This is a genomic window from Streptomyces sp. 11-1-2, assembly GCF_003595545.1.
GTDB lineage: Bacteria > Actinomycetota > Actinomycetes > Streptomycetales > Streptomycetaceae > Streptomyces > Streptomyces hygroscopicus_B.
Map to the genome: position 1 here is coordinate 5,970,932 of NZ_CP022545.1, position 12,464 is coordinate 5,983,395.

A 12,464-nucleotide genomic window follows, 5' to 3' on the forward strand; every position below is an offset into this window, starting at 1 on the left:
GTCAGCCAGGGTCACTCACCCGCGTGACACCACTCCGCGAAATTGCTCAAGCTCTCGGCATCTCCGCGCCGCAGGCGGCGGAGAGTCGCGGCGTCCTCTCGCACCCACGGGTGATCACGGGTGTGCTGCGGTGCGATGTGCCGCGCGACCTTAAGCGACTCGAAAGCATCGCGGGTCAGCCCTGACCACAGTTGCGCACGGGCGACCTCGATGTAGAACCCGCTGCGGCGCTCGGCAGGAAGGTCTCTCGGCGGGGCCCAATCGTTGGCCACGTCGAGGGCGCGACGCACATGGTCACCACCGAGGCTGACCGCGACGGACACTTCGTGGACGCGGACGCTGTTCGGCCCGAACGCTGTGCCTTGATAGACGTTCTCGGGCACGGCATCCCCCAGGCGCCGAGCCTCCGCGAGGTGCTTGTCCGCGGCCTTCACAAGACCGGCGCGCCCCGCAATGACAGCGGCGCGCATGTGCAAGGCGCCTCGGGCAGCCATTGCCACCTCATCATCACTGGTGGGTGCGCGGTCCAACGCGGCTTCCAGTGCGCGTAGCCCAGGGGTGAACGCGCGGGCGGCGAAGAAGGTCTCGGTGCGGACGTATGCGACGGTGGCGTCCAGCAGCGGGTCGTCGGTATACGGTGCCGCCCAGCGCATCAGATCGACCAGACGGGCAGACAGGTCCCGGGCACCGTACTTGTACGCCACTGCGTCAGCGGTTCGAACCGCGGCGATGAGCAGACTCGCTGTCTCGGGCTTCGCTTCTGCCGAAGCGAGGTGGAAGGCGCGAATCAGCTCGCTGATGAGCGATGGTAAGTGGCGTGCGATCCGGACGTACTGGGAGGCCAGACGCCAGGTCACCGCCTCATCCACTGCTGTGCTCAGCTCGCAGAGTTGCCGCACCGGCCCGTCGTCGGGCACGTCGTACGCCGCGATGACGGCCGACAGGGATGGCATCGCGGCGTGAACGCGGGCGTCGGTTCGGTCTCGGCTTCCCAACAAGACGGATGGGTCGACACCGAGAGCTGCCGCGAGGGCCTCCACCACGTTGTCGCCGGCGCCCCGGGCATTGCGTTCGATCTTGCGCAGGGTGCCGACGTGCACACCGGCGGCGTCCGCCAGCTCTTGTTGCGTCATGCGAGCGATGCGGCGCTGATAGGCCACACGCTTGCCGAGATCGGCGGGCATACCGGTGCTCCGTTCGGTGCGTCCACTTCAAACGGTAGCGAGCGGCCTTGCGACAGCGGGGCTGCTCACCTCAACTGGCGGCGAATCGTACGAGATCGTGCAGCGAGTCGATCTGCCAGTCGGCAGTGGCCGCCTCAGCAGTGCCGGACCACAGATGTCCCCACGGCCCACGGCGCAGATGCGCGACGCGCAGTCCCGCCGCCCTTGCCGGACGGATGTCGTTCGCGGGGTGATCCCCCACGTACACCGTCTTGTCGGGCGGAGTGCCGACGAGGTCCAGGACGCGGGCGAAGAAGCGGGGGTCGGGCTTGGCCACGCCCCACTCCCCCGACGTGGCGATCTCGTCAACCGGGAGGTCCAGCTCCCGTAGCAACTGGCCGACGTGCGCGGTCTGGTTGCCCGCGATGACGACGCGGAGCCCCTTCTCACGGAGGGCCGCGAGGGCGGGACGCACATCCGGGTAGAGATCGACTTCGCTCAGTTCCTCGCCCACCCCAGCGGCCTTCATCGCGGCTCGCTCGGCCGCGATGTCGATGTCGGGCCGAATGAGCCGCAGGGCTTCGGCGTTGTCGCGGCCCTGAGCGACGACCGCGCCGACGAGTGCGGACACGGTATGGCGAGGGACGTTCAGCCAGTCCGCCCACATGGCCCATCCACGGTCATCCCGGATCAAGGTCTCGCCGACGTCGAAGACCACTGCGCGCATCATGCGGGCAGCGTAGGCGGCCGGCCCGGGCCCATGCCTGTTCGGCCTGAAGTGGCCCCGGCTGGGGAAGGCTGGGGGACATGAGGCGGGGGGAGCCCAGGCAGGGTGAGCGGTTTGCGCGGCGGGCCGCGTGGCGTCGGTATGTCGTCGCGTCCGTGGTGAGCGGGGTGGCTGCCGCGGTGGCGGTCACGCATGTGCTGGCGCCGGACCTGAAGATAGACAACGTCACCGTGGCGCTCCTGGTGGTGGCCGTCGTGCCCTGGCTGCGCGATCTGCTCAACAGCATCGAACTGCCGGGCGGGGTCCGACTGGAGTTCAAGGAGGCGGTCGAGCAGCGCATCGAGGCCGCCGAGCGCATCGCCGACGCCGCCCTCGTCGGAAGCGGCGACGACGGACCGGAGACCGACGACCCCACGGCGCTGGCGGACGTGCGCCGACTGGCCGCCGAATACCTGGAGGTCCGTAGGTCGATGGCCAGTGGATCGGCCCGTACGCAGCGTATGAGCGGCATCTTCGCGCGGCTGGTGCGCACCACCCAGCGGCTCGCGGCCCCCGACCTCGACGGCTGGCTCACCTCCCCGGACGGCGGTCTGCGGCTGGCGGCGTACGCCCGGCTGTACGCGGTGCCGGTACCCGACGCGCTGACCCTTCTCGCCGACGCCGTCGTCAGGGAGCCGCTCGCCTTCAACCAGTACTGGGGCATTCACGCGCTCGACAAGGTCGTGGACGCCGTCGGGGTCGAGGATGTGCCGCCGGGGGTCGTCCGCCGTCTGGAGGACTGCCGACCGCGTGGCAGCGACCGGGTGGCCCTCCTGCGACGTCTGATCACCAAGCTCCACGGCCTCCATTAGCGGTCTGGCGCCGCCGCCAGGACCCCATCCGGACCGACGGCCCCTCCGGGTACCCTCCCCAAAAAAAAGCGCTTGATCTGAAGCAACTAACTTGTCAAGCCTTTCCAAGAGGGGTACCCCAAACCCCCTCCCGGCTGCCCGGCACCACCCCCAGCCGCCGACCAGCGCAGCCGCCACCGGCGCTCGCACCCACCGACCCGGCGCCCGGCGGCGGCGCCGCGCCCCCCACTTCCGCCGCCGCTGCTCAATTGCGCCGAAGGCGCGAAACGGCGCCGCACCCAACCAAGCCGACCAGCCCGAACATCCCGACAACCCCGAACAGCCCGAACATCCCGAACATCCCGACAACCCCGACCACCCCACCGGGTCCGTCGTCCCAGCGGCGGACCCCCTCGCCCCCTCCCTACTACGTTCTCAGTAGTGCGAACTGTCGGCAGCCGCACGACGACACGACCACCCCCTCCCAGAGAGCCTGGACGGACAGTCGGCACCAGATGTGGAGACCTCCTGCCGTGGCTACTTTCCTTTACCGAGTGGGCCGTCTGGCCTTCCGGCGACGCTGGTACGTCGCCCTGGTCTGGGCGGCCGTCCTTGCCGCCGTCGGACTGGGCGCCCTCAAGGCTCCGGGAGCCTCCGACGACGGGTTCTCCATGCCGGGCATCGAGTCCCAGAAGGCGTTCGACCTGATGGAACAGCGCTTCCCCGGAGCCACCGCCGACGGCGCGACCGCCCGGGTCGTCTTCGTCGCGCCGGGCGGTGAGAAGGTCACCGCCACCGAGAACAAGCGGGCCGTCGAGAAGGCCGTGGCCGACCTGGCCGACGGCACACAGGTCGCGAGCGCTGTCGACCCGTTCCAGGCGAAGGCCGTCAGCAAGGACGGCACGACGGCGTACGCGACCGTCACCTACAAGGTCGCCGCCAACGACCTCACCGACGCCGCCAAGACCCAGCTCGAGCGGGCCATCCACACGGCCCAGAAGTCCGGGCTGACCGTCGAGGCCGGCGGAAACGCGATGGACCAGGGCGGTGGGCCCGGTGGTGTGGCCGAGGTGGTCGGGGTCGCGATAGCCGCCGTCGTGCTGCTGGTCACCTTCGGTTCGCTGGTCGCCGCCGGGCTGCCGCTGCTGACCGCCCTCATCGGCGTCGGCGTGAGCATGGCCACCATCCTGGCCCTGTCCGACGCGCTGGGCCTGTCCACGACGACCGGCACCCTGGCGATGATGCTGGGCCTCGCGGTCGGCATCGACTACGCGCTGTTCGTCGTCTCCCGCTACCGCGAGGAGCGCGCCAAGGGCCGTGCGCCGCAGGAGGCGGTCGGCATGGCGGTCGGCACGGCCGGTTCCGCGGTCGTGTTCGCCGGGCTCACCGTCGTCATCGCGCTGGCCGGACTCTCGGTGGTCGGCATCCCGATGCTCACGAAGATGGGTCTGGCCGCGGCGGGCGCGGTCGTCGTCGCCGTACTGGTCGCGCTGACGCTGGTTCCGGCGTTCCTCGGCTTCTGGCCGAATGCCGTGCTCCGGCGGCGGGCCCGTAAGAGCGGACGGATCGAGGAGGAGGGCACCCGGAACAACGGGGGCAGCCGCTGGGCGCGGTTCGTGCTGCGGCGTCCGCTGCCCGTGCTGCTGCTCGGCGTGGTGGGCCTCGGAGCCCTCGCGGTGCCGATGACGGACCTGCAGCTCGGCATGCCCGGGGACGAGGCCAAGCCGACCTCCACCACCGAGCGCCGGGCCTACGACGCGCTCGCCGAGGGCTTCGGGCCGGGCTTCAACGGGCCGCTGAGCGTCGTCGTGGACGCGAAGGGCGCCGCCGACCCGAAGGGCGCCGCCGAGATGGTCGCGAAGGAGATCGGCGGCACCGAGGGTGTCCTGTCCGTCTCCCCGGCCCGCTTCAACGAGGCCGGTGACACGGCCGTCGTCCAGGTCGTGCCGTCCACGGCGCCGACCGACGAGAAGACCAAGAACCTGGTCACGACCATTCGGGGCGAGCGGCCCGGAGTCGAGTCCGAGACCGGGGCGACCTTCGAGGTCACCGGCACCACCGCGCTGAACATCGACATCTCCGACAAGGTGCAGTCCGCGCTGATCCCCTACCTGGTCGTCGTGGTGGGCCTCGCGATCGTGCTCCTGCTGGTGGTCTTCCGGTCCCTGCTCGTCCCGCTGAAGGCGGCCCTCGGCTTCCTGTTGTCGGTGCTGGCCTCCCTCGGCGTGGTCGTCCTCGTCTTCCAGCAGGGTCACGGCGCCGGACTGCTGGGCGTGGAACAGACCGGCCCGATCATGAGCCTGATGCCGATCTTCCTGGTGGGCATCGTCTTCGGCCTGGCCATGGACTACGAGGTGTTCCTCGTCTCGCGGATGCGGGAGGCGTACGTCCACGGCGAGGGGCCCGGCCAGGCGATCACATCCGGCTTCCGGCACAGCGCGCGCGTGGTGGTGGCCGCCGCGCTGATCATGATCGCGGTGTTCGCCGGGTTCGTCAGCGAAAGCGACTCCATGATCAAGATGATCGGGTTCGGACTCGCCTCCGCCGTCCTGTTCGACGCCTTCGTCGTACGGATGGCGATCGTGCCCGCCGTGCTCGCTCTGCTCGGCAACAGGGCCTGGTGGCTGCCGAAGTGGCTGGACCGGCTGCTGCCCAACGTCGACGTGGAGGGCGAGGCGCTCAGCCGCCGACGGGAAGCGGACCAGGGAGCAGACCCGGGAGCGGACCCGGAGCCGGCCGGGGCTTCCGGCCGGGAAGTGGCCCGCATCTGACGGCGACCGCCCGACCCACCCCCACCGGGACCACCCGTGGCGAACGCCATGGGCGGTCCCGGCAGCCGTTCGCACGGGGAGCGGGGAACGGTCACGATGGCCCCAGAGCAACGACCGGAGAGCCCGATGAGCACCAGCCTTGAGCGTTACACGGACCGTTTCGAGCAGTACGCCGACCGTTACCCCCGCGTCGTCGACGTGATGCTCGTCCTGGCACTGATGGGCGGTGCGACTCTCGGCAGCAATCTCAGCCTGCCCGGCGCCGACCCACCCGACCAGGACAGGGCCGCCGTCGTCCTCATGGGCGTGTCCTGCCTCGCCCTGCTGAAGTACCGCACCCACCCGCGCACCGCCGTCGTCGTGACCGCGGTCTGCACCGTGATCGCGATCTCGGTGGGGTATCTGCTCACCCCCCTGCTGCTGGGCCCCGTCATGGCGGCGCTCTACTGGCTGGCCACGCTCACCGACCGCAAGACCACACGCGTCTTCGGCGTCACCACCATGGTGGCGCTGATGGCCGCGGCGGTGTTCGTCGGCTCCATGGACGGCCTCTCCCTGCTGCTCAGGACGATCGGCCCCTTCTTCTGGCTGATGCTGCCGCTCGCCGCCGGCAACATGACCCGGCTGCGGCGCGCCTACCTGGCATCGGTGCAGGCCCGCGCCGAACACGCCGAGCGCACCCGGGAGGAGGAGGCCCGGCTGCGCGTCACCGAGGAGCGCATGCGCATCGCCCGCGAGCTGCACGACGTCGTGGCCCACCACATGGCCCTGGCCAACGCGCAGGCCGGTACGGCCGCCCACCTCGCGCTCACCAACCCGCTGCAGACGAAGAAGATCCTCACCGATCTGACCGGCACCACCTCCTCCGCTCTGCGCGAGCTGAAGGCCACGCTGGGATTGCTGCGCCAGAACGACGACCCGGCCGCCGCCTCGCTGGAGCCGTCCCCCGGCCTCGCCCGCCTGCCCGAACTGGTCTCGGCGTGTGCGTCCGCGGGGCTCACCGTCACGGTCACCACGGCAGGGGAGCCCCGCCCGCTCTCCCCCGGGGTGGACCTGACCGCGTTCCGGATCGTGCAGGAGGCGCTCACCAACGTCACCAAGCACGCCGCCGCGGACGCCGCACACGTACGCATCGCCTACGCCGGATCACGTCTGCTGATCACGGTCAGCAACGACGGTCCGGGCACCACGGGCACCACGGGCACCACAGACACCACGGACACCATGGGCCGCACTGATGCCGCCGAGGCCGTGCCGAGCCGGGGCTTCGGCGTCATGGGCATGCGCGAACGCGCCCACACCATCGGCGGCGAACTCCGTGCGGGACCCCGCCCGGAAGGCGGCTTCGAGGTCACCACCGCGCTGCCGCTCCAGCCCTCGGCACCCCAGGCGGCACCCGAGACGGCCCCCCAGGCGGCCGTAGCCGCCACCGATGTTCCAGCAGGAGGAGAAGAGTCATGACCATCAGGGTGCTGCTCGCCGACGACCAGGCCCTGCTGCGGGCCACCTTCCGGATCCTGATCGACTCCTGCGAGGACATGACGGTGGTCGGCGAGGCATCGGACGGCACGGAGGCGCTGGAACTGACCCGCGACCACCACCCCGACATCGTCCTCATGGACATCCGGATGCCGGGCACGGACGGTCTCGCCGCCACCTCCGCGATCTGCGCCGACCCGGAGCTGGCCGCCACCCGCGTCCTCATCCTGACGACGTTCGAGACCGAGGACTACGTCGCCCAGGCGCTGCGCGCCGGTGCCAGCGGCTTCCTCGGCAAGGACGTCACCGCGGACACTCTGCTGGCCGGCCTGCGCACGGTGGCCTCCGGCGAGGCGCTGCTGTCACCCGCCGCGACCCGCACCCTCATCACGAACTTCCTCATGTCCCCCGCCCCCGACGCCCACCTCGCGCCCCCGGAGCGCCTGTCGGAGCTCACCGGCCGTGAGCGCGAGGTGATGGGCCTGGCCGCCGAGGGCAGGTCCAACACCGAGATCGCCGAGATCCTCACGCTCAGCCCGCTGACCGTGCGCACCCACATCCACCGCGCGATGACGAAGCTGGGCGCCCGCGACCGCGCCCAACTGGTCGTCATCGCCTACCAGACGGGCCTGGCGCAGGCGGCTCCGCCCGCACCGTGACCGCCGAGGCCGGTGTCGCGGTGTCACGCGTTGATGATTCGCACCGCTCCTCACTCGCTCCGCGGGATCCGGACGGCCTGCCCGCTGACCCGCACCCGGGGCTCGTCGGGCGTGACGTCGAGCAGGAGATCACTGGGCCGGCCCATGTCCTCGCCCTGGCGGATACGGACCCGGGTCGGGCCGTCGACCAGGCCGAGTGCCCGCAGATAGCCGCCGAAGGCGGCGGCCGCGGCGCCGGTGGCCGGGTCCTCGACCACCCCGCCGACCGGGAACGGATCGCGGGCGTGGAAGACGAAGCCATTGGTAAAGGCGCCCGCGGCGTCATCAGCCACCTCGCGCCACACCAGATGCACCGTCGTCCAGCCGCGCCGCCGCATCACCGCCTCGAGCGCGTCGTAGTCGTAGTCGAGGTCCGCCAGCCGCTCGCGGGTGGCGGCGGCGAGGACGAGGTGGTCGTTGCCCGCGAAGGCGACATGCGGGGGCAGGGCCGGGTCCAGGTCGTCCGCGGACCAGCGCAGCGCCGCCAGCGTCGGCTCGACCTCCGCGCCCGGGTCGGCGGGGCGCGACCGCGTGGGAACGCTGGTGAGCGTGGCGCGGGACGGGCCGTCGCCGTCGGCCGTGGTCTCGACGCGGATCTCGCCCGAGGCGGTGTCGAAGACCAGCTCACCGGGGCCGTCGCGGTCGGCGAGGGCGACGGCCGTGGCGATGGTGGCGTGTCCGCAGAAGGCGACCTCGGCGAGCGGGCTGAAGTACCGCAGCCGGTAGCGGCGCGCGGCCTCGTCCCGCTCGGTGATGAACGCGGTCTCCGAGTAGCCGACCCGTGCGGCGACGGCGGTCATGGCCGCGTCGTCGTCCGCGAGGGCCGCGGCGTCAAGGACCACACCGGCGGGGTTGCCGCCGTCGGGGTGGGTGGTGAAGGCGGAGTAGTGCAGAACGTCGATGTCCGTCGTGGGTGCGGTCATGCCGTCCACGGTTCCACCGCAGTGGGTATCGCGTCCAACGATTCCTTTCGCTGGAGGCGATCGAGAAACCCGATGGGGCCAGGTGGGGGCTGCCTATCCTGACCGTCGTGGACACACGACTCCTGAGGACGTTCGCGGTGCTGGCGAGAACCGGCAGTTTCACCGCGACCGCCGCCGATCTCCATCTCGCCCAGTCCACCGTCACCGTCCAGATACGCACCCTGGAACGTGAGCTGGGCACCCGCCTCTTCGACCGGCTGCCGTCCGGCACCCTGCCGACCAGCGCCGGCCGACGGCTGCTGAAGGAGGCCGAGGAGGTCCTGGACGCCGAGGCCCGGCTGCGTGCGGTGGCGGCGGCCGGAAACGGCGACGGCGCGGACGGCTCGGTGCAGGGTCCCGTCGCCCTCGGCGCGGGCGAGTCCCTGTGCGCCTCGCACCTCCCCCGGGTGATCGCCTCGCTGCGCCGCACCCATCCCGGTATCGACCTCCACCTCCACCCCTCGGGCACCACGGCGGCCGTCGAGGGGCTGCGTACGGGACGGCTCGACCTCGCCCTCCTCCTCGAACAGGACGTGACCGACGCCGACCTGGTCGCCCGCCCCATCGCCCGTGAACCCCTCGTCTACCTCGCCGCCCCCGGCCACCCGCTGGCCGGACGCGAGGCGGACTGGGACGAACTGGCCGCGCAGAGCTTCTTCGTCCACGAACAGGGCTGCTCCTACAGCGACCACCTGGTTCGCACCCTCCTCACCCTCCCCGGCCCGCCACCCCGCCTCACCCGCTTCGGCAGCATCGAGGCCGCCCGGTCCTGCGTCGCCGCCGGGCTCGGCCTGACGCTGCTGCCCCGCGCCACGGTGGAACGCCAGCTCACCGACGGCCAACTCGCCGAAGTCCACGGCCCACCCATCCCCCCGGTCCCCGTGCACCTCACCCAGCACCGCCGCCGCTGGACCAGCCCGGCGGCGCGGGCGGTGGCGGACGAGCTGACGCGGTTGCTTCCGGCGTGACCTATGGCTGCGTGGGTCAGACGAGCGTGACGCCGTCGTGGGCGCGGACCGCCGGTGGGGCGGTGGCGTCGAGGGCGTCCAGGATGCGCACGGCGTACGCCTCGTCGGCGAGGTCGGGGACCTCGGCGCGGGTGGCCCAGCGCCAGGCGCGGGTGCGGGGGCCCGTGGCGGGGGTGCCGTCGAGGGCCTCGCAGCGGAAGACGAGGGAGACGGTGAGGTCGTTCATGTCCTTGTAGACCCCGGTGAGCGCGGCCGGGAGCGCGATCTTGACGCCCGTCTCCTCGAGGATTTCGCGCTGCAGGGCGTCGGGGACGGTGGCGTCGGGGTCGAGCGCACCGCCCGGCGGCTCCCAGGTGCTGCCGTCGCGCCGTTTGATCAGCAGCGCTCGGCCGCGCTCGTCCACGATGACTCCGGCGACGCTGACGCGGTGCGGGCGGTCAGGGGTCACGTTCCTCGGCCCTCTCGGCTGGCTGGATTTCTCACGGTAGCAACGGCCGGACGGGCTGAATGCAGCCCGTCCGGCGATTGAGGACACGCCCGAAGGGCGTCCGGGGTCAGGGGGCGGAGCCCCACCACGCGGCGGAGCCGCATATCGATGCCGCGGGAAGGGGCGGGGAGCAGCCCGCCGCAGGCGTCACGACCCGCCGGACACCCCCTAACGGACCTCGACCGCGCCGTCGTCCGCTCCGCCCTGTCGCTTGGGCTTCGGCTCGTCCCGCGGACCCGGCGTGCCCATGTTGCGGCGCACCGCGTCCAGGATGGTCAGCCCCTGGCCGACCAGGCCCGCCGCGATCTCGCCCAGTCCGTCGGCCCCGTTGAGGACGTTGACGTTCGCCCCGGACAGCCCGGAGGCGGCCTCCTTGACGATCTGCGGGAGTTGGTCGATCAGCATGCGGTCGAGCGCCACCCGGCCGTGCGAGGCCGCCGCCTCGGCCTGGATCTTCATCCGCTCCGCCTCGGCCAGTGCCACCACCCGGATCCGCTCGGCCTCCGCCTCCGCCGGCTTCACGATCTCGGCCACGAGCTGCTGCTGCCGCAGATCCGCCGCCCGCTGGGCCAACTCGGTCCGCGCGGCCAGCACTTCCCGCTGGGCGTGCGCCTCCGCCAGCGGCCCCGCCTGGGCGGCCTCGGCCTGGGCGCGGTCCACCTCGGCGGTGTACCGGGCCTGGACCACCGCCGTCTGCCGCGCGTACTCGGCCTGGTTGCGTGCCGCCTCCTGCTCCGCCTCGGCCGATGCCTGGCTGGCCTGCGCCTGGGCGATCTGGGCCTGCCGCTGGATGGCGGCCTTGTGCGGGGCGGACATCGCGTCGATATAGCCGGTGTCGCCGTCGTCGATCGACTGGATCTGCAACGAGTCCACGATCAGACCGATCTTCGCCATCTCCGCCTTGGAGGTGTCCAGCACCTCGGTGGCCAGCTTCTGCCGCTCGGTGATGATCTCCTCGACCGTCATCGAGCCGATGATGGACCGCAGATGGCCCGCGAAGATCCGGCCCGTCAGCACCGCCATCTGCTCCTGGTCGGAGAGGAACCGCTGCCCCGCGTTGACGATGGACTCGGTGTCATTGCCCACCTTGAACGCGATCACCGAGCGCACCGTCAGCGTGATGCCCTGCCGGCTGACGCACTTCTCCTCGACCTCCGCCTCACACATCGCCAGTGTCAGGAAGCGGACCTTACGGAAGACCGGAAGCACGAACTTGCCGTGCCCGGTCACCACGCGAAACGGCGCACCCCCCTGCCCACGCCTGCCCCCCGAGATCAGCATCGCCTGGTCGGGTGCGGGCACGCGGTAACCGAACATCCTTCGTCTCCTCAGCCGGCGCCGCCGGCCAGGCCGGACGACGCGTTCAATGGATCGGTCCACTCGATGACGTCGACCTGGCGGGAGCCACGGAAGTCGATCACGAGGACGGACGCGCCTTGGGGCAACGGGTCGGCAGACCAGGCGAGGAACGTCTCCGAACCGCCTCTGACCCGCACCAGGACCTCACCGGGACCACCGGCCCCCCGGGTGCCGAGTACCAGCACCCCGGTGCAACCGATCACAGGATCATCCGGTGTCATACGGCGGCCGCCCCCCAGTCGTTCCGCTGCTGAAACCCGACGTTAGACCGTTTTTCCGGCGCCGGATACGGTTGTGCGCAGCGAGGACCGGATAAACCGCCACCCGCGCGGATGGCCGCTACGAGGTGGCGTCCTTGGCTTCGGTGTCGGTGTCGGTGTCGTCCTTGGCCTCGCCGTCCGTCGAGTCCTCGAAATACGCGTCGAGCACCGCGTCGAGCTCCGCCGTCCATTCCTTGAGGAGCTTGCGGGCGGGTGCCTCGACATCGGCCGTGTACCAACGCCGGTTGGTCATATAGACCGTGATCCCGAAGCGCTTCCCGAACCGTGGGGTATCGACCTCCACCGCGCCGATCTCGTCCCACTCGAACTCGGCCTTCTCGCCGTCGAGTTCGAACGCGACACCATGGCGCCCGGCCCGGATCGCACCGCGCCGGTCGGACACGTCGAAGACGCCGCCGCCGTCCTCCTCCTCGCCGTCCGCTTCCGCTTCCTCTTTCTCGCCGTCGTCGTCCGCTTCCCCGTCGGACGCGACGTCGCCCTTCGTGTCGGCTTCGTCGTCGGACTCCGCCTCGGCGCTTTCTACCTGGTCGGCTTCGTCCTCGGCGGTGACTTCTTCGGGCGGTCGCTCTGCTGCGTTGTCCGGTGCGTCCTCCTCCACATCGGCAGGGCGCGGGGACGTCAGGCCGGGGACATACCCCGGATCCGTCCCGGCTGTGTGCATGGGCGGGATGATCGGTCCAGTGCTCTGCTCCACGGCGGGAAGTATTGCCGATAAACCTGTGCCGACGACAGGCAACCC

The 12,464-nt window shown here is 71.2% G+C and carries 12 protein-coding genes; 5 read left to right on the forward strand and 7 right to left on the reverse strand.

Annotated features, from left to right (window positions below):
• Positions 1-11: 11 nt before the first annotated feature.
• Both CGL27_RS25275 and CGL27_RS25280 read right to left on the reverse strand, forming a co-directional pair.
• A complete protein-coding gene (locus CGL27_RS25275; protein WP_119990205.1) occupies positions 12-1,184 on the reverse strand; it encodes a helix-turn-helix transcriptional regulator in 1,173 nt (390 codons plus the stop codon).
• Between the two features lie 70 nt (positions 1,185-1,254).
• The gene (locus tag CGL27_RS25280) at positions 1,255-1,893 is read right to left on the reverse strand and encodes an HAD family hydrolase (RefSeq protein ID WP_119990207.1); all 639 of its coding nucleotides are present in this window, start codon (positions 1,891-1,893) and stop codon (positions 1,255-1,257) included.
• A gap of 164 nt (positions 1,894-2,057) precedes the next feature.
• On the opposite strand from CGL27_RS25280, the gene CGL27_RS25285 reads away from it, so the two are divergent.
• From CGL27_RS25285 to CGL27_RS25300, 4 genes are all read left to right on the forward strand, one after another.
• Positions 2,058-2,741 carry a hypothetical protein gene (locus tag CGL27_RS25285; RefSeq protein WP_119990209.1) on the forward strand — a complete coding sequence of 228 codons (684 nt, stop codon included), beginning with the start codon at positions 2,058-2,060 and terminating at the stop codon, positions 2,739-2,741.
• 512 nt (positions 2,742-3,253) lie between these two features.
• Positions 3,254-5,491, forward strand: coding sequence for an MMPL family transporter (locus CGL27_RS25290; RefSeq protein WP_119990211.1), 2,238 nt, complete (start codon positions 3,254-3,256; stop codon positions 5,489-5,491).
• A 126-nt stretch (positions 5,492-5,617) separates the two neighbouring features.
• Positions 5,618-6,952 carry a histidine kinase gene (locus tag CGL27_RS25295; protein WP_119990213.1) on the forward strand — a complete coding sequence of 445 codons (1,335 nt, stop codon included), beginning with the start codon at positions 5,618-5,620 and terminating at the stop codon, positions 6,950-6,952.
• Positions 6,949-7,629: a response regulator transcription factor gene (locus tag CGL27_RS25300; RefSeq protein ID WP_119990215.1), complete on the forward strand. Its 681-nt coding sequence runs from the start codon at positions 6,949-6,951 to the stop codon at positions 7,627-7,629. The genes CGL27_RS25295 and CGL27_RS25300 overlap by 4 nt, the downstream gene beginning before the upstream one ends.
• A gap of 50 nt (positions 7,630-7,679) precedes the next feature.
• Here CGL27_RS25300 and CGL27_RS25305 read toward each other — a convergent pair whose 3' ends face one another.
• Positions 7,680-8,591 carry a PhzF family phenazine biosynthesis isomerase gene (locus CGL27_RS25305; RefSeq protein ID WP_119994540.1) on the reverse strand — a complete coding sequence of 304 codons (912 nt, stop codon included), beginning with the start codon at positions 8,589-8,591 and terminating at the stop codon, positions 7,680-7,682.
• A 107-nt stretch (positions 8,592-8,698) separates the two neighbouring features.
• Between CGL27_RS25305 and CGL27_RS25310 the strand changes: the two genes are divergently transcribed.
• Complete coding sequence (locus CGL27_RS25310; protein WP_119990216.1) at positions 8,699-9,598, forward strand: LysR family transcriptional regulator; 900 nt, start codon at positions 8,699-8,701, stop codon at positions 9,596-9,598.
• A 16-nt stretch (positions 9,599-9,614) separates the two neighbouring features.
• Here the strand turns inward: CGL27_RS25310 and CGL27_RS25315 are convergent, their stop codons facing one another.
• The 4 genes from CGL27_RS25315 to CGL27_RS25330 all read right to left on the reverse strand — a co-directional run bounded on the left by CGL27_RS25315 (position 9,615) and on the right by CGL27_RS25330 (position 12,386).
• The gene (locus CGL27_RS25315) at positions 9,615-10,046 is read right to left on the reverse strand and encodes an NUDIX hydrolase (protein WP_119990218.1); all 432 of its coding nucleotides are present in this window, start codon (positions 10,044-10,046) and stop codon (positions 9,615-9,617) included.
• A gap of 207 nt (positions 10,047-10,253) precedes the next feature.
• Positions 10,254-11,402 carry a flotillin gene (locus tag CGL27_RS25320; protein ID WP_119990220.1) on the reverse strand — a complete coding sequence of 383 codons (1,149 nt, stop codon included), beginning with the start codon at positions 11,400-11,402 and terminating at the stop codon, positions 10,254-10,256.
• 11 nt (positions 11,403-11,413) lie between these two features.
• Entirely contained in the window at positions 11,414-11,665 is a 252-nt protein-coding gene (locus CGL27_RS25325; RefSeq protein WP_078642549.1) for a hypothetical protein, read from the reverse strand.
• 118 nt (positions 11,666-11,783) lie between these two features.
• Positions 11,784-12,386, reverse strand: a complete 603-nt coding sequence (locus tag CGL27_RS25330) for a hypothetical protein (RefSeq protein WP_119990221.1) — start codon at positions 12,384-12,386, stop codon at positions 11,784-11,786.
• Positions 12,387-12,464: the final 78 nt, after the last annotated feature.